The sequence below is a fragment of the Nostoc sp. LEGE 06077 genome, from assembly GCF_015207705.1.
In the GTDB taxonomy this organism is placed as follows: Bacteria; Cyanobacteriota; Cyanobacteriia; order Cyanobacteriales; family Nostocaceae; genus Nostoc_B.
Map to the genome: position 1 here is coordinate 126,766 of NZ_JADEWI010000006.1, position 17,126 is coordinate 143,891.

The 17,126-nt window shown below is 39.0% G+C and carries 18 protein-coding genes; all 18 read right to left on the reverse strand.

The features are described 5' to 3' along the window. Positions 1 to 99: 99 nt before the first annotated feature. The 18 genes from dnaX to IQ244_RS06585 all read right to left on the reverse strand — a co-directional run bounded on the left by dnaX (position 100) and on the right by IQ244_RS06585 (position 17,113). Positions 100 to 1,389, reverse strand: coding sequence for a DNA polymerase III subunit gamma/tau (gene dnaX / locus IQ244_RS06500; protein ID WP_193891027.1), 1,290 nt, complete (start codon positions 1,387 to 1,389; stop codon positions 100 to 102). Between the two features lie 63 nt (positions 1,390 to 1,452). After that, a complete protein-coding gene (dnaN, locus tag IQ244_RS06505) occupies positions 1,453 to 2,823 on the reverse strand; it encodes a DNA polymerase III subunit beta (protein WP_096560795.1) in 1,371 nt (456 codons plus the stop codon). A 79-nt stretch (positions 2,824 to 2,902) separates the two neighbouring features. Further along, complete coding sequence (locus IQ244_RS06510; RefSeq protein WP_193891030.1) at positions 2,903 to 3,895, reverse strand: DUF5895 domain-containing protein; 993 nt, start codon at positions 3,893 to 3,895, stop codon at positions 2,903 to 2,905. A 111-nt stretch (positions 3,896 to 4,006) separates the two neighbouring features. After that, a complete protein-coding gene (locus tag IQ244_RS06515; RefSeq protein ID WP_193891033.1) occupies positions 4,007 to 4,294 on the reverse strand; it encodes a hypothetical protein in 288 nt (95 codons plus the stop codon). 220 nt (positions 4,295 to 4,514) lie between these two features. Then, entirely contained in the window at positions 4,515 to 5,570 is a 1,056-nt protein-coding gene (locus tag IQ244_RS06520; protein WP_228058773.1) for an SAM-dependent DNA methyltransferase, read from the reverse strand. Continuing rightward, complete coding sequence (locus IQ244_RS06525; protein WP_096560792.1) at positions 5,530 to 5,880, reverse strand: hypothetical protein; 351 nt, start codon at positions 5,878 to 5,880, stop codon at positions 5,530 to 5,532. Before IQ244_RS06525 ends, IQ244_RS06520 begins: the two co-directional genes overlap by 41 nt. Continuing rightward, positions 5,877 to 6,560 (reverse strand): hypothetical protein, encoded by a 684-nt coding sequence (locus tag IQ244_RS06530; RefSeq protein WP_193891036.1) that lies wholly within the window; start codon positions 6,558 to 6,560, stop codon positions 5,877 to 5,879. The genes IQ244_RS06525 and IQ244_RS06530 overlap by 4 nt, the downstream gene beginning before the upstream one ends. A gap of 44 nt (positions 6,561 to 6,604) precedes the next feature. Beyond that, a complete protein-coding gene (locus tag IQ244_RS06535; RefSeq protein ID WP_193891039.1) occupies positions 6,605 to 7,462 on the reverse strand; it encodes a ThiF family adenylyltransferase in 858 nt (285 codons plus the stop codon). After that, positions 7,450 to 8,046 carry a Mov34/MPN/PAD-1 family protein gene (locus IQ244_RS06540; RefSeq protein ID WP_096560789.1) on the reverse strand — a complete coding sequence of 199 codons (597 nt, stop codon included), beginning with the start codon at positions 8,044 to 8,046 and terminating at the stop codon, positions 7,450 to 7,452. Before IQ244_RS06540 ends, IQ244_RS06535 begins: the two co-directional genes overlap by 13 nt. Positions 8,047 to 8,048: 2 nt before the next feature. Further along, a complete protein-coding gene (locus IQ244_RS06545; protein ID WP_096560788.1) occupies positions 8,049 to 8,771 on the reverse strand; it encodes a prokaryotic E2 ligase family D protein in 723 nt (240 codons plus the stop codon). Beyond that, the gene (locus tag IQ244_RS06550) at positions 8,768 to 9,496 is read right to left on the reverse strand and encodes a hypothetical protein (protein WP_096560787.1); all 729 of its coding nucleotides are present in this window, start codon (positions 9,494 to 9,496) and stop codon (positions 8,768 to 8,770) included. Before IQ244_RS06550 ends, IQ244_RS06545 begins: the two co-directional genes overlap by 4 nt. Positions 9,497 to 9,535: 39 nt before the next feature. Next, positions 9,536 to 9,958 (reverse strand): hypothetical protein, encoded by a 423-nt coding sequence (locus IQ244_RS06555; RefSeq protein ID WP_096560786.1) that lies wholly within the window; start codon positions 9,956 to 9,958, stop codon positions 9,536 to 9,538. A gap of 5 nt (positions 9,959 to 9,963) precedes the next feature. After that, positions 9,964 to 10,446, reverse strand: coding sequence for a hypothetical protein (locus IQ244_RS06560; protein ID WP_096560785.1), 483 nt, complete (start codon positions 10,444 to 10,446; stop codon positions 9,964 to 9,966). A gap of 2 nt (positions 10,447 to 10,448) precedes the next feature. Beyond that, the gene (locus IQ244_RS06565) at positions 10,449 to 11,441 is read right to left on the reverse strand and encodes a bifunctional DNA primase/polymerase (RefSeq protein WP_096560784.1); all 993 of its coding nucleotides are present in this window, start codon (positions 11,439 to 11,441) and stop codon (positions 10,449 to 10,451) included. Positions 11,442 to 11,599: 158 nt separating this feature from the next. Beyond that, positions 11,600 to 13,117, reverse strand: coding sequence for a transposase (locus IQ244_RS06570; RefSeq protein ID WP_096560783.1), 1,518 nt, complete (start codon positions 13,115 to 13,117; stop codon positions 11,600 to 11,602). A gap of 214 nt (positions 13,118 to 13,331) precedes the next feature. Then, positions 13,332 to 13,517 carry a hypothetical protein gene (locus IQ244_RS06575; protein WP_096560782.1) on the reverse strand — a complete coding sequence of 62 codons (186 nt, stop codon included), beginning with the start codon at positions 13,515 to 13,517 and terminating at the stop codon, positions 13,332 to 13,334. 28 nt (positions 13,518 to 13,545) lie between these two features. Continuing rightward, entirely contained in the window at positions 13,546 to 14,292 is a 747-nt protein-coding gene (locus tag IQ244_RS06580; protein ID WP_096560781.1) for a hypothetical protein, read from the reverse strand. A gap of 100 nt (positions 14,293 to 14,392) precedes the next feature. Beyond that, on the reverse strand, positions 14,393 to 17,113 hold the full coding sequence (locus IQ244_RS06585; protein ID WP_096560780.1) for a DEAD/DEAH box helicase: 2,721 nt from the start codon (positions 17,111 to 17,113) through the stop codon (positions 14,393 to 14,395). Between the last annotated feature and the right edge of the window lie 13 nt (positions 17,114 to 17,126).

Sequence of the window (17,126 nt, forward strand, 5' to 3'; positions counted from 1 at the left end):
CGTATGCTGCTGTGGTAGTAAATGTTAATTTATTTGGTTATTTAATTAAATAAAGAAAGAAATATAGGGTTATAACTATAGTTATAACCCTCCTTAAAGTTAAGCTTGCTGTAATTGTTTTTGTTGCAGCTTTTGGACAGCTTCTACCCAAGCAGGTGCTTTTTTACCATTAATAGGTGTCAGCTTTTGCCAGTGTTCTTGTAACTGCGCTTGTGTGAAGTGGGGTAACTGTTCCTTGCCCCAGTTAATTGCATCTTGAGCAGTTTTCCAATCTTTCCAGGGTTGTGATTGGTGACTACCCTTGTTGGTTGGCACTATCTCGATAAGTGTAGCTTCCAACCAAAGGTGCGCGTCTTCATCCCGCATGAGATTTTGGCGTGCCATTAAAAGTGCGATCGCGTTTCTGATCTGGTCGATATTCCACAACTGCGAGATATTTACTAATTCCTCCCAGGTGTCCTCTTCTAGCTGTGTAAGATGTCTGCCATTAGGATTAGTTTTGCACACAAGTAAGTCTTTGAGGAAACTGACAAGACTTGTATGAATGGCAGTTGGCTGTTTACCAGATTCAATCCAATCTTGAAGGATGCCTAAATTGCCCGTAATTTCTCCTTTGATGATATTTTCACAGACAGTGAGTAGATCGTATTCGGGAATAGTTCCTGATAGTTCCCAAACCCAGTTAGAGGTAATTTCCTCTTCGCCTACTAAAGTTAGCTGATCTAGAAGTTTGAGTGAGTCGCGCAGATGTCCCTTGTTTGTTTTAGCTACGGCGGTAACTGCTGATGGCGTGATGTTGATACTTTCTTGGTGAGATATTTGTTCAAGGTAGTTTACAACCAGCGAGACGGGAACTCTCTTAAAGTCAAACTTTTGACAACGGGAGACAATGGTTTCTGGAACTTTGTGTAATTCGGTCGTGCAGAAGATAAATACTACATGACGGGGAGGGCTTTCAATTGTTTTGAGGAGTGCTTGCCACGATTGACTGCTTAGGGCATGACATTCATCAATAATGAAAATTTTGAATCTACCCTCAACTGGTGCAAACTGGGTAGTGGATATCAGCTCTCGTATCAGTTCCACCCCACTATTGCTTGCTGCATCCAGTTCGGTTACATCAAGGGCAGAAGAGGCTGTAATTCCCTTGCATGAATTGCATTCTCCACAGGGCTTGGTTGTCGGCTCCTGGCTTGACTGACAGTTGAGGGATTTAGCGATGATGCGGGCGGTACTGGTTTTACCTGTGCCTTTGGGGCCACTAAATAGGTAAGCGGGTGCAATCTTTTGGAGTGCGATCGCATTCGTCAGGGTATCAATTATATGCCTTTGTCCGATGACTTCGCTTAAGATTTGAGGGCGGTATTTTAGATGAAGTGGTTGGTACATAAGTTCTTTCCAATAATTTATTTGAAATTCCTCCTACCAGTTATCTGGTAGGGGAGTTTACTTTTATACAGAAGCAGCCTCTTTCTTGGCTCGTGTACGCGAACTTGGCTTACTTTTGTTACTAGCTTTGGCCTCAGCTGTTGATGTCTCTACTTCAGAGGTTTCACCATTGCTTTCCGTTTGAGAAGTCTGAGTATTATTTATGGCTTCTTTTAGTTCGGCTACTACAGTAGTTTCTGTTGTTTCCAATGCTTCAGGAGTTTTCTCTGCTGTTGTCGTTTTGCTTGGGGTGGATTTATTTTCAAACCCCTGCTTAATTTCTACAGGCATTACCAGATACAACTGATTGAGCAGTCCTCCCATTGGGCAGATAATGACTGGTTGCGTAGGTTTGTTACACCGCACCACGATCTCATCAGTACTGATGTGCTTTAATCCTTCGAGAAGGTAGTCGATATTTAATCCAATACTGATGTTTTCTGAATGACTAGTTGCTGGTTTCATCAGTACCGAGTCAACTGCATCCCCGATATCAGTAGCTTCGGTGTAAAGTGTTGCCTGTGTAGCTTCCAATTCCCAGAGAATTTTGACAACCTTTTGCTTGCGTTCGGCTAGATAACTTACCCGCTTCAGTGCGCTCTCAAATCCCTTGCGTTCTAATGTAAATTCATACTCAAATGTTCTAGGAATCAAGCTATTGATTTTGGGGTACTCTCCCTCTAAAAGTCGGGAAATGACCTTCGTATTAGGAAGACTAAACTCAATAGTTTTATTTGATAGAAGAATATTGCACACGCTTGTATCGGCGCTTTGAGAGAGAATTTTGTTTAACTCGCTAAGTGACTTACCTGGAACAGTAAACTCAATTGGGTCAGAATATTCGCTATCAAGTATTCCTGTGACTAGTGCTAATTTGTGACCATTTGTACTAGCAGCTTGCCACTTATTGGTATCAATTTTGAAATTGACACCAGTTAAAACTAACTTTGTTTCGTCACCATTGGTGCAATAGAGTGTCCCTTCAAGTGCAGCTTGGAGTTTCTTGGCACTTAAATTTACTTCTATTGGATTTTCTCCCTTCGGAAGAGTTGGAAACTCGTCAGGTTTTCCGCCAATTAGACGGCATTTACCGCTATTGTGAGTAATTATGCAGGCTTGGTTTTCTACCTCTAAGGTAATTTCTCCTCTGACATTGTTAATAGTGTCAGTTAATAGTTTGGCTGGTAGTGCTACCTGACCTGACGTTTCTACATTAGTGGTCGTTGTAGTATGAATTGTGAGGTTAAGGTTTGTTCCTGTTGCTGATACTATCCCATCTTCATTTGCTATCAGTAAGATATTTCCTAAAATTGGGTCAGTGGGCTTAGGACTAATTGCCAAATAAGCGGTTTCTAGAATTTCTGCGAGTTTAGATTGTTCAATGGTTAGTTTCATTTGTTACTTTGCTTTTAGTAAATAATGTTTTAACGGGTGCTATTTCTAGCACCCTTTTCGGTTAAATGAGATAGTTGTTTTAGTAGGGCAATTCTTCCATCTCAGTACTGTATGCTGTATAAGCCTGGCCTGCTGTACTAGGAGGAAGTGCTGCTACTGGCATATCAGCTGCACCTACCAGGCGATTATGTTCTGCTACAACAGTTGATGTTTTACCGATGCGGTGAGAGAATTCGGGATTTGCCTGCATTGTTGTTTGGATATCGATTTCTTTGCCTTCTGAGAAGAATTCGAGAAAATCGCTGCCATCAGGGTTTGGTGATTTGTAGGAAGTGACAACTGCTACCCAAGATTTATCTCTTTGGTTGACTGCTTCTTTAGGTTCCAGAGATGGTGTAAAAGTGGGTTGAAATACACCAAGACGATGAAACTCTGCACGTTTTTCAGCGACAGTTGTATCAGTAAATCGGGCGAATGCAACCTCTAGTTCACGTTGGAACTGTTTATAAGCCTCGCCAAATTTTGATGATGCAACGCCTTTGATTGATAAGACAATTGGTACTGAGTGCAGGTTATTATTATTTTCGTCAACAAGTTGCAACAAATAAAACCGTCTCAATACTGCGGCATCTTTGCCAAGTGCTTGGTACATTTCGTACCCATCAGGTGATTCGTACACTCCTACAATCTTGCCGTCATCGCGCTGTTCAATGTATCTGGGAGAAACGTCAAGAATGTGCATCCTGGGCGATTGCAACAACACTCCCATTTCTGGCGTGCCACTAGAGAAGGTGTGCTTGTGTGTAGGTTCTTGTCCTTGCCAGTTAATTGCTGCTAAGTATTTATCTTTGATAAACAACCCGACTTTTTCTGCTTCCATGTGATTGATGACTTGGCAGATGCAGATATTACTAATCGGCGCATTGTACTCAGGATTTGCAAATTTAGAAATAGCTAATTTACGCTTTTGTATGTTTGTATTATTCTGAACTGTTTGTTCAGGGGGTTCAGACTGGGATACTGTGCTTTCTTCAGTAGCAGAATTAGTAGGCTTTGTTTGATTTCTTGCCATAATTTTAATTAATGGAAATCAATATTTAATGCGTAAAGCAAAAAGTCGTTGTAAAAAATCAAAGTCGTCTGTTATTAAGACGACTTAAAAGATTGATTGATACTTAGTTATTTAGATAAACTTTTCATCACACTCTCCCCTTAAGCCTGTAAAGCTGTCAATGCAAGTATCTTCCTGAATAATTTCAGTTTTAGTATTTATAAGTGTCTGGTATATTTGCTGAAGACTGATGATAATTTGTCTAATAACAGATGTGTTTTCAGTTGTGAAAGTCAGTGACACAGATGCCATGCTTGAATTATGAATTGCGACTGTTTGTTCTTCAGGAGATCCATAACTGGTTATTTGACTGTCTTTACCAGGAATAAATCTATAAGAAGCAATAGTTTCAATTGCCATATTTATCTCCTTGTTCGTTGGGGTTTAATTTCAAGCATTTTATTACTAAGTTTGGTGATATTACTGACCTTCCAACCAGCAAGCTTGCACTTATTAAGTGCTACTTCTAACTCTTGCTGTGTAAGGATTTTGTATCTCATGTATTGTCCCCATATAGGGAAAATATACGTGGCATATTTAGTTTTATCAATTTGGCAGTATGCCATGCGTTTGTAGTACACTATGGTTTAATGAGTTTAATGATTCTAGTAGCTACGTTTGTAGGGTTATTTGAACTCAAGAAGGCATCTTTATCTACCATTTCTACATAGCTATTATTTGTTTGTAGCCAGCCTTTGAAGGTTTTGTACTTACGATTGAAGAAAACTGATTCAGGTATAACTGAAACTAATACACCACCCGTTACGAGTAACTTCCAAGCCTGATAGATATGTTGGACAAGTTCACAAAATGGAGGATTCATGATACAGGCATTGTATAAATGATTGGGGTTAAACTCCAGAAAGTTTTTCCCTACGAGATTAAATCCTTTGAGTTCTAGAATTTGTCGTAAATCGTAATTAATCTCAACCACCTCTAGTTGAACATTAGGGTAGGTATTAGTGATATACTCAGCAATATTTCCACTACCAGCACTAGGCTCTAAAATTTGCCAATTTGGTTGAATATCTGCCAGTTGAACAAGCCGTTGACAGACTGGTTTAGGAGTAGGGAAGAAATCTCCATCTTTCATCCCAATGATTTCTAACTCAAGCTTATTGAGTCGTTCCTTGGTAGTATCAATTGCTTCAGGTTTTACTACCTGTTGAATTTCTGTTATGGCGGATATGATTTGGCTTGGTGTATGTAATCCGGCGCGACTTAAAGACTTTACCCAGTCTTGGCAATATTCGCCTACCAATTTTTCTTGGGCTTTCTGAATTGTTTCTCCCATTTGGGAAATCCTAAATAGGGCTTCTACTTGCGATTTGTGAGATATACCGCGTAGTATTGGTGGGATATTTCCTACTTCCCACATTTGTGCGATCGCAAATAACCAAGACTGGATAATCTCAAGTTCAATCCCTTCTTGGATTATTCCTTGAGCTATAGTTTTACGACGCTTTGTTACCCTTTGATTTCCAATAGTAGGATTTTTCTTTTGGTCGATTGTTGGCTGCATGGAAGCAGCTAAATTACGGAGGAATTCTGCTTTTTCTAAATTAGGAATATTGAAAATATCTGCTATAGGTGAATTATCCTCGTTGTAGGGTAGATTGAGTAGAGATAGTTGCATTACTTGATTCCTTTAAATCTTTGACGGCGCATTCAAGAATTAGGGAGGTTGGAACATTCCAAGCTTTTACCTCCCATTCAGTAGCTAATCGTTCTGAATGACGGATAACTGCACTACTACATTTGTTTTTTCTGACAAGCCAATTTCTAAACTTTTCGGCTTGTTTCTTGGTATCGAACCCGAAGTAGCTGGTTTTTCTATTTCCCAAGGGGTCGGTAATGGTTGCTACCCGACGCGAGAGAATATTGAGCGTCCAACCACTGTTAGGAGTGAGTTCGATTTTCGTGATATTTAATTCTGTTGGATTCATATTTCAACTTCAGGAATTGCTGCTAAATATTCCATAGTTGATATTTCTTTTGTTAGCCATTTATCATGTGCTTCTTGAGGAGTCATTTTGTGGGCTAAAAGTTTTTTCTCCTTATCATCTTCTACAAAAGGAGCGAGTGTTTCTTCTAGCCGGGCTTTGAAATTTAAATGTTTATCTTCAGAGTAAGTAAACTGGTAAATACTATCAGTGTTAACGAACAAGCAAACCAGGCTAATTTGCTCCAATGGCATTCCTGTTTGTTCGTATAGGAGAAATAACCTCAGTTGAGTGTGCCATTTGCTATCAAGAATTTCAAATTTAGGAGGTTTTTCAATTGTCCAGTCAAACCCAACTACTTGATTTTCACCATAGATAATGAGGTCGCACTCGCTGTAGAGAAGAACATCGTGGTATAAATATTGAAGTTGGGCGTTCCATTGTTTGTTGCCAGGAATATTTAGAAAAGGTTTTACCTTATCGACCCAGTTATTAATTTGGGGATATGCCTTCAATAAAGCTTCGACTGGTAGCCCTAACCCAATTTGTTGCATAATGAGGTGAAACTGACCGCCAGCAACTTCAGATTCACTTTTGGTAGTTATATTACGATAATTTATCGTTGATAAACATTCTGGATTCTGTTCAACTAGTTCAAGTGTTTTGTGATTAAATCGATTCATAAAAATATATCCCAAATTTAGTTTTTGGGATACATTTGCGTAAGCTATTTGTGGTAATTTGGCTGTGGAATATAGTATTTTTTGAGTTGCTCGGTGCTTGTATATAAACTTCTAGTTGACATTGCTTTGAGGTCAAAATAACTGGCGAACTTTTTCAACCCCCCAGTGATGGTTAATTCAAGTAAATACTGGGCTGCGATCGCACTCGTCATTTTATTGACGAATAGTGATTGATAATTCCGTGTTTGAATTTCTGCACATGAAAGGTTGTTGTCAGTGAGTTCTTCTGGTTGAGGAACTAGCAGTTCTGGGTGAACCAGCACCGGGGAGGGAAGATGCAACCAGAATTGAGGTTTGTCTGGGTTATTGGAAGCTTGGACTATATCAAAATTAGAGTGCGTTCCAATTACTACTTGTCCAGAGTAGTTGCTGTTTCCACAATCCAGCCAAAATAGCGATGCTGGCTCATTTGCACTGTTTATTTTAAGAACAGAGTGAATTTTGCTTCTAGCTGTGCTGTTATCTACACAGCCAATGATTATCGTTAGGGTATTCCACCAACTGGCCGTGCGAATCATGTCTTCTTCAAACCAGTCGCAAACGGCTGTAATCTCTATTCCATACTTGGCACTGCATCTTGCAGCCAGTGTTTCTGCCTTTGGTAGTCCAATTTCAGCTTGTTGATAATTTTGGCGGCTGATATTTTTGAGTTCGACAGTATCACCATCGACGATCGCAAAGTTAATTTCTTTCCTAGTGCGCTGGAGTTGCAGAATAATTCGACATAAATCTTCTGCAAGAAACCCGCCTGTTCCTCCTACTCCTACTAAGACGAAGTTGATGCGAGTATGATTGCGAGGTAAGACGGGTAAAGCTTGTTGGTAAGTAGTTAATTCGAGCATTTTACCTGTGGCGGCAGTTCAAATATTTGATTGGGGCTGATGTCGAAAAAGTGATTGTATATCCCGATACGGGTATAAATTGTGGGAATGGTATTCAGTGTGCCAATAATCGCAAACACTCGAAATTTGCCTTTTTCTTCCTGATTGTCTGCACTTGAAGGATAAGCAGCTAGAGTTCCATGACTGTGCATTTCCACCAAGCTTTCTGTATAGTTTTTATTGAGTGCGCTTTCTAAAGATAAGACGTGAGTAGAGGACGCGGTTTGCAGTGGTGTGTGACACCACCATTGGTTGTTTGTCACTCCCAAGTAGAATAGGATTTCCTGTTGGGGGTTGATACTGGCAGCATTGATAATCTCGGCGATCGCTTGGCTGGGGACTTTTGGGACTTTCAGACGAAAGTAGGGTTCAAGGGGTTGGAGTCCAGCAACTTGAGTTTGAGTTAGTTGCAAGCAAACCTCTAACTCGCGACGATGCGATCGCAAGAAAAGCCCATTTGCTGCCAGCCAGTATTCCTGGAGTTTTTGACTGTAGGGAGGAAAGTTATTACTTGTAGCGAGGTGATAGCTGATAAAGGGATTCATGGTTAACTGAACAAATGATTGATAATGTCTTCTGGGGTTGTGACTTTCCAGCTATGAACGGGAACAAGGTCACTTGAAGGGTAGGATTTAGCTTTAGATTCGTGTAATTTGATTAGCTGATTGCAGATATTATCGAGATGAGTTTTTGACTTGCCTTGAGACAAATCCTTGTTAAAAGGTGATTTCCAGAACAGATCCCAAACTTGGCTTATGGTTGCAGCACTGCACATACTGAGAGAATTTCCCCCAAAGCAAATACTAGAGTCGTCCCAAATATTAGGTAAAGGGGGCTTGTACAGTTGTGTGTCTGGTTTAAATACCCTCCCTTTAACTGCCCACAGGTAGTATCTACTACCGCATCCAGCAAATAGGAATGCAGGCATAGGGACAGTAATTACTTCAGGTTCCTGTCCCATAATTTGAATTTGATATTTTTGGGGAGAGTAAAACTGAATAATGGCCTCTCCCTCTGGATTTTTACCCCACCAAATCGTATTGCTAGAAAGCCATCCAGATGCGGCAGTTTTACTTGTGAAGGCTTTCTCTACTGCTTCAGGAGACAAGAATTTATATTTAGATTCTTTGCCTTCGCGTTCGAGTAGAATAAACTGTCCTTTGAGGATAATTAACTGCCCTAGTAAATCATCTTGGGGAATATTGGCAAGCAGGATTTGGGAGACATTTTCTAAGTTAATTATCGGTAATATATTTGTGTCTATATTCATGCTTTTGATGCTTGGTTCCAAATTTTCACTGCTGCTTTTCGAGCAGAAAGAGATGTTTCTAACAAATGACTAACCTCATTTGATTTCTCCAACATCAAGACGGCTTCTTGCCACTTTTGAGCGAGAAATATGATATTCTCATAAGTCCATTCCAGCCAATCGCTTGTTTCACACGTAATATCTAGCCAAATATTTTCAGTTGAGTAATCTATAATTCGTATGGCTATATCTAAATATTGCAGGGGACTTTTGTAACGACGACACAGCTTTACGAATTTCTCGAAATAAATTTCTTCTGCTGGAGCAATGTAGTCAGGAGTAAAACCAAAATTTAGTTTCCATTGGCTGATATTGTACCCTTGCCCCATCAATGACAGTAGGAACTTTTCTGAGTATACCAGTTCCTCAAAATCTTCATTCCACCACTCAAGTCTTTGTGGTGAAACTAGAATACTATCACGTTCGGGATTAAACTCGATTTCATCGATATATTCTACTGGGAATAGATTTGCATTCACTAGGTTAATAAATTCAATTTCTCTATCTAGATAAGCACTTGTTGGATGTGATTGTTTATTAATAGGTATGGTTGATTCTAACCATTTTTCTGGAAATAATTTTTGATACAGGCTTAAGAAATTAACTCGTTCGGAAAGATTTTCTAGGTAACTAACTGCTGTTAGACAAGTAATGGGTATTTTGAATGAGTGGATATTGCAAAGCATAACTAATCAGCCGCTACGAGTTATAGCGGCTATATGTGATTACAGTACAGGATATTTACTCGTAATAGCAGGTTGCTGTTTAAGGCTTTGAGCAACTTTTTCGCTATAGGTTTCCCATGATTGACCGAGCTTGATAGCTTTATCTATCTCAGGTTGTAAGGTAATTAAACTTTCGAGATTCATTTGACTGTTTATCTCTAGAAGCTTTATCTGCCATCCTAACTTTAGTGCAGGATTTATTTCTTCAAAACTGTTTTTCAATTCTCTAAATTGACTTCCTTTAGTACCTGCTGTTTTTACTAAACGAATTGAAACTGTATCATCAGTTGTTTGCCGTTCAATTTCGGCATTAGCATACTCTGGAAAGTAGACGCTGATGGCTGTTTTGAGGGTATTGTCATCCTGGGCGATCGCCTCATCCAGAGGAATTTCTTGTCCTTCAATAATAGCAATGTACTTCATGGTAATTAAAATAGTGACAGTTGGTTGTTAGGCGCAGGTTTTTTATCTTTATCTTCAGGTAGATTACGCTTTTGTACTTGTCTGGATTGTTCTTGTTGATTCTGAACTTTAGTCTGCTTTTCCATCCTTTGTTTGCAAATATTTAGCATTTCTGGGAGAGATTTTTCTAAATCCTGTAGCCAGTTATTTATGACAGGCTGAGATGTTATCTCAGTTAAGTTAATTATCTTAATAATCGGAGGTGCATCTTGGATTCCAATTGTGACAATTGCTTTTTCAGAATTTGGTGTTAACTGAATTGTTATTATGGCGGTTTTTGTAAAAACTATCCCGCTAGATGAATCTTGACTTATAACTTCAGTATTTACTGATTCATCTAATGTCTCTTCTAAATTGCTATTATCCTGAATATCAGGATTAAAATCTTTACTGCTATAGCTATTTTCAAAGCCAGTTGCATTCTCGTCAGGTGATGTTTGATTACTCATGATTAAGAGAGATTAGCTAATCTAAATAAGGTGCGGATAGTAATACCTGTCTTGTTAAAAGACTGCCATTTGTAGGCGCATTCGCCTGGTTTGTACTTAGGAGAAAGTTGGCTCCAGGTGTCCCATGCCTTAAATAAAATGGGACTAACACTCTTGAGTGCCATCCCGACTTGAATCCACGAATGGTAGTCATCTGCAAACCGAGGGTGGATGACTTCGAGTAGTACAAGTGCGGTTTGAATATTGGTTTCCATTGAGGGAATTAAATGAGCGTACCTGTCTACCCCATATCTGCGGTTATATTTTTCTTTGGGTAGGTTAAACTTTCTTGTTTTCTCCTGTTTGGCAAGCATTTGGGCAATTACCCAATCGGGAGCTATTTCTATTTGGCGTTCAGATGGACTACAGCCGGGAAGCCATCTGTAATTTCTACCTTCTGGGTGAAAGGACGGGGGGAGGATTGAAGCTAGGTTTTTGCCTCGAAATTCCAGGTGTTCGTCCTTCCCAGTTTTGATTTTGCGAGATTTAACATCGCAAGCTTTTGACTTGGGAATGAGGTATAGGCGTTGGCTGCGATATTTCCTCCCAGAGGTAAATGCAATTGTGGGAGGGAGATATTGTTGAGCGCGATCGTGTAACGACTCCATAGGAGTATCGTTGATGGGTGTTAGCTGATTAAATTCTTTTGGTTCTGGGTGTTCGTTAATTTGGATGATTTGTCGCCAGGATGTTTCCCCATCGCAGTCAATAGCTACTAAGTACCCTTGAGGATGATTGAAACCGCAAACCAAGGCTACACCAGTGGGGGTGATAAATCTGTTATTTGTCCAAAATTTTAATCGGCGGCGAACGAGTTCAGTTTGTAGTTCTTTGGGAGAGTAAGTATTTTTTTCCCATTCTTTCCCTAAAGGACGTTTACCAAAGGTAGGAACGATTCGCCATTCTTCGGGTAAGTTGTCAAGCGAAGATACCAAATGACGGATTTGGGCGTGCATGAATTCATGTGGCTAATTATTTCGATAATTCATGCACAAGTGCGTTAGTAACCGTAGTGGTTTGAGATTATGACTGTCGTGCTAATTGATTGTCAGCTTCAACTAGCTTAACAATTGAGCCACTCTACGAACTTCTAGTTCGTAGATTCAGGCAAAGATCACGCTAACTTTTCGCGCCTTATCGCTATCTGGTTAACGCTTTTGCCCTCATGGTTGAACTGTTCTAAGGATGAATGAGTCAGCCTACTTTCGGACTCGCCTACTTGTTCACAGTTTGTTTGATATTGTTGCCATGCCAACCATAAGGTTTGCTCCAACCTCGGATACTCACATTGAGCATCCTGCAATGACAACGTATCATCCTCATTAATGTATCTACTCAGAAATGCACTGAAAATATCACGGTGCATAACAATTCCTGTCACATCTCTATGAACCCTTTGGGATAGCGATTTCTTGATACGACTACCATCTAAATGAGTTTGAGAGAGTGCAGTTTTCTGGGTAGAAAAAGTTATGAATTGACCACCAGCATTTTCAGCTTTGCGTTTCAATTCAGATTGCACAAATCCAGGTGACTTAGCAGAAATAGCTTTGCCATAGCGTTTCTGCCATCCCTTGACTGAGACTTTCTCAGCTTTAATTATGTTGCCATGTCTTAAAATCTCATTAACTATTTTACAATTTTGGGACTTGGTATAAGCATTTTTACGTTTTTCTAATTCACGCTTCTTTTGAGCAGTCTTTTTGTATGTCTTAGACTTGTTCCATTTGCGACTACCTTTTTTGAATTTGCCTTTTTTAACAACTGTTTTTCGTCCCTTTTTGGCTAAAAAATCTGGCTCATAATTGTCAGAATTATTAGCCCGTTGAGAACGCTGCATCTTTCTTTGTAGTCGCGTTATTTCCTTCTGGAAGTTAGGAACTTTATCAGCAAAAGGCAATAAACCAGCATGATTGTCACCTACAAAAGCAATGTTAGAGATATTGAGGTCTAAGCCAACAATACCTTCTGAAACATAGTTTTGTGGTTTTTGATATGGGACTCCTTCATTAATTAACTGGACAAACCATCTGCATTTACCATTAATCTCTTTCCACAACAGACGAACATATTTAACAGGTGAATTTAATCCATGATGTATTACTGGATTAGATTCATCGATCATAGGATTGAGCTTGAGTTTTCCCCATACCAATTGACCATCTTTCCAACGTAAACCTTGTTTGTTAGATTTACCTTCAACAGACCTGAATCTGTTAGAGGTTTTAAACCTAACTTTTTTGGCTAATCCGAACAAAATTTTTTCACTAGCTCTAAAAGCACGAGTAGCTATTGTCTGTTGGGTATTAGAGTCTAATTTTTCAGCAATCCATTTTGATTTATTGCTAACTAATGTGGCATAAGCTTGTAAGTCATAATCCGAATATCTATATAGCTTTCTAGCTTCAGAGAACATGGTAGAACGCTGTTTATGAAGCTCTATGGGCAGCTTTTTGGCTGCTTGATAGACATCAGATTTTTTAACCAACTCCATCCTAGTCATTGCTTCATTTAGGCAAGCATTATATAACTGTCTACTTGCTTGAAAACGAGCTAACAACTCTGATTCTCGCTTGCTATCAACCAATAAGGGAATTGTGGTTACAAAAGATGGAGTTTTGCTTTTAGCCATTATTTAATCACCTCCTTGATTACTAATAATAATCTCATGAAATTAGCTGATTATCAACAATTTCATTAACTTCTAAAAACACTGCAACTAAAGTTGTATAAGTCAGGTTTCCGCCACGATATAAATAATGTTGGTAGTTCAATTCATTTAATTTCTTGAACTACCAACTTCCCTTCGGGACGCTAACGCGAACGTGGCTACCACCTTTCCCTTACTATTTAGGTGTATTGTGGTCAAACGCTTTAATACCGGATACAAATTGTTGCCACTGCTGCCATTTCTCTTTTGAATAGGTGTGGTTAGGGTCAAAGTTGCAGACTTGACAGAATTTATGAAAATCAGCATTCCAGTGAAACTTACAAATACCTGTTATGAAATAGTTGATTTGTTGCTCGTCCATGATTAATATTTCAGAAGGTGATTATGTTTTAAGCTAACCTTTGGTTAAGTGCATTTTCGACTTGGTAAGTCCCAAGAGTACAGTTTGCATTGCAAGGAAAGGTAGGAAATTCAAGATATTTATTCATAGTTTTTGTTACCTTGCACAGTACCATTATCCCCTCCCTACCCTTATTTTTTTGATTGTGATAGTAGCTAATAACCTCAAACTCATTATTGCCAGCCTCAAATCTACTTCCTCTATATTGAGAGATAGCATTGTTCCAATCTGGTTGCCAGAGCATGAGTGTATCTATTGCCATTGCTCTCACAGTTGGGTTATCTAATTTCATTAGGATATCTGGTAAGTAATGACATTGTTTGGCAATTACTTCTCGTGCGTAATTTATCAGCCAATACTCTGCTTCTCTTAAAAGAGCTTTTGATTCAATATTTTGGCACACTTCATCGTAAACCTTAGACATTAAATATGCCCTTTGTTCAAAAACCATCCCATTAGTTCGCAGTTTTAAGTCTGATGGATAATTAATTATCAAATCAGCTAGTTCATCACTGATTTTGGGAAGAGGATATTTATTATATTGTTGGGTTTCAGGATGGGTTATTTTCACCTGATACCCTAGATTTACAGCATGATTAATAATAAAATCAATATTGTTAGACTCGACGAAATCTCCTATTTGAAAATTGGTTTCTGTAAGTAAATATGATGGTGCGTGAATAATTTGAAACCTTTTAGGGTTTGGATTTGAATCAGCTAATAGTTCGACGTACATCGCTTATTCTCAAAACTTTCATCAATCTTGTGCGTAAGCGATGTATGTGGTTGAATTACTAAAAAAATAATCCTACCCAAGCTGGATAGGATTATCTTAACTATTGATTAATAGTTCTTGTCTCTGTTGGATTGATTATTTCCTTTAGTAGAGATAACCCAACTGATTTAAACAGTGCTTCGTTATCATCAGGGCAGCGTTGAATTGTTGTACAAGAAGAGCAGCCGTATTTACAAGGACAATTATCGACTAGAAACTTTGCCTTAATAAAGGCAGTCTCTAAATACTTGATGAGGGTATCGCACATACCTGTACCATGTTCACAAGTATCAAAGAAATAGCCAACTATCTTAGTATTAGACGGCACTTCTACTAACATGAAATCTATATCTCTACTGTTTGCTCCATGTTCGACAAGTGGTAAACTGAGTATAAGGTGATGAGCGAGAGTATGAACGCAAATTTGGGTTTCATTGCTTGCAAATAGTTGTTTCTCCTCATTGCTAATATATTTCTGTTTATTAAGTATCTCTTTTCTGTGATTTTTGACCACAACTGAAAAATATTTTCTGGCATCAGCGTTAATTTCAACCCTAACGCAGAATGTATTGTAGTTAAGAGCAAGTGATTCTTCGTATTTATTTTCCTCCAATAGTTCGACAAATTCTCGTTCAATCAGTTGGGTTTTACAAGCAGGGCAAGTTTGTAAATGTCCAGGTAAATTCAAATTGAAATTGCGACATCTGTTATTAGTGCAAGTCCATTTTTGTTCCAGCCTGTACAAGTTGTAGCCATAAATTTCTTCTTTGATTTTGGCTGAAATAGGTGTAAATCTAGCAGCCCCTTGGGGAAGATTGATAATTTTGGCTTCCCCTACAATTTTAATTTCCTCGAAATTTAGGCTTCCTTCAGGACGACTAAATAGGTTGGTTGCCTCTATTGGCTTGAGAATTGCTTTCCCTTCGGTTAGATTTAGCTCTTGTGATTTATACTGTACGGGGTTGCCGTCGAAATCTTGAGCAAGATATATTGCACCAGGATAAACTTCTCTTAGTGCAGAAGATGCCGAACTTTCCTCAAACTCTTCTGCGCTATCTTGATTGATATAACTGATGTTTTGGTCAGTGTTGCCTCTAACTTTAATTTTTGAGTGGACATAACCGAGGTTTCGATTAGTTGTCAGTCTTTGATTGTAGCTGAATATCAGTTGATTATCACCGATTAACTGTCGGGCGATCGCATCACCAGAACTACCAAAATGTCGGGCAATTTGAGCTTGTGTCGGTTTACTTTCTTTGCAACAAGCGAGAATATGCTGCTCCAAAGTTGTTTCATAATTGTGGTTAAAGTTGATAATTTCTGGAGGATCAGATAAAAGGCGTTCTGGGTAATTGGCGTAGTAAGAATCCATAATCGACCTTTTCGACGGAATAAACACCAATAGTCCTGCTTCCTGCCTCCCCGCGCGTCCTGCCCTTTGGCGAAAGGCAAGAATTGAGCCAGGGTAACTATGTACGATAGTTGCATCAATACACCCAATATCTAGACCCGCTTCTAAAGCACTCGTGGATATAATGAACTTGACCTTCCCGCTTTGTATATCTGCAATAATTTTGTTACGCTGATTTGCCTTCATGCTCCCATAAAATGCTGAGATGGTTTCTCCCAGGTGGGGCAGTTGCATCTCGATTAAAGCTTTACGTATGGCATTAGTTAAAACCTTAACCAATTCTCTACTATCGCAAAAACAAATCCCGACGATGCCTTTACTTACGAGCATAGCTGCGACTTGGGCAGTTTGGTAAAATGTATTGTTCCGTGGTTTGAGGCTAATAAAAGTAATCTCCGAGCGTTTTGCCCCACTTTGGTCAATAATAGCAAGATTACTTTGTTCTTCTCGATTAGATATCTTCTGGGCAATTTCGCTGCTGTTACTAATTGTTGCAGAAGCGAAGATGTACTGTAATTTTGAAATATCATTGCCGACAGATTCTATCATGAGTTGAGTTCGCCGATTAAGTAGTGCAAAATGCGAACCAAATATGCCTTGATAAAAGTGCATTTCGTCACAGACAATGATTGAAAATTTTCTGATTGTTTCTCTAAATCCCCAGTTTGAATCGAATTGGTAGTTGTTTAGCTCGTGGTTCCATACATCAGGAGTCACGCATAAAATTGAGGGTTGATTGCTGTAAAGTTGTTTGCGCTCTTGGGGAGGAATATCTCCATTAATATTGAGAATTTGGGGGCGAATATTTTCATCTAAGTGGCTAACAAAGGAACGTATTTTCTCTACCTGGTCAAATGCCAATGCTTTCAAGTTAAAGAATACTAAAGCTGATTTACCCTTTAGGCACTCATGAATGATTGGAATGAGAAAAGAGATACTTTTACCACTGCTGGTAGGAGTTTGGAGAATTATATCTTCTCCTCTTTTGTAAGCTTGCCATGCCTCGACTTGATGAGAGTATAGTTGGGTGATTCCTGACTTACTTAAAGCCAGTTTAACTAGAGGATGAATATCATCTGGGATGGGATAAAGTTTAGCTTCTTGAGCAGGAATTACTTCGCAGCTTTGTAGTTTTCCAGATCCATCAAGGATAGCAGCAATTTCTTGGTAGAGAATGCTTTTACCTGTTGGTGCTTGGTTTAGAGGTAATAAATTACCGCTATTTACCTCATGCTCCCAGTCGAAAATAATTTGGTTTAAACTACCCTTTTTAAAGTAAAGGTTTTTCTCTATGATGGCGGCGATATGGATAACACCATGTTCTTTGGAATAAACCTGCTTGTTTGCTTCTAACCATTCAGGCTGGTTCATAAAAAGATACCTA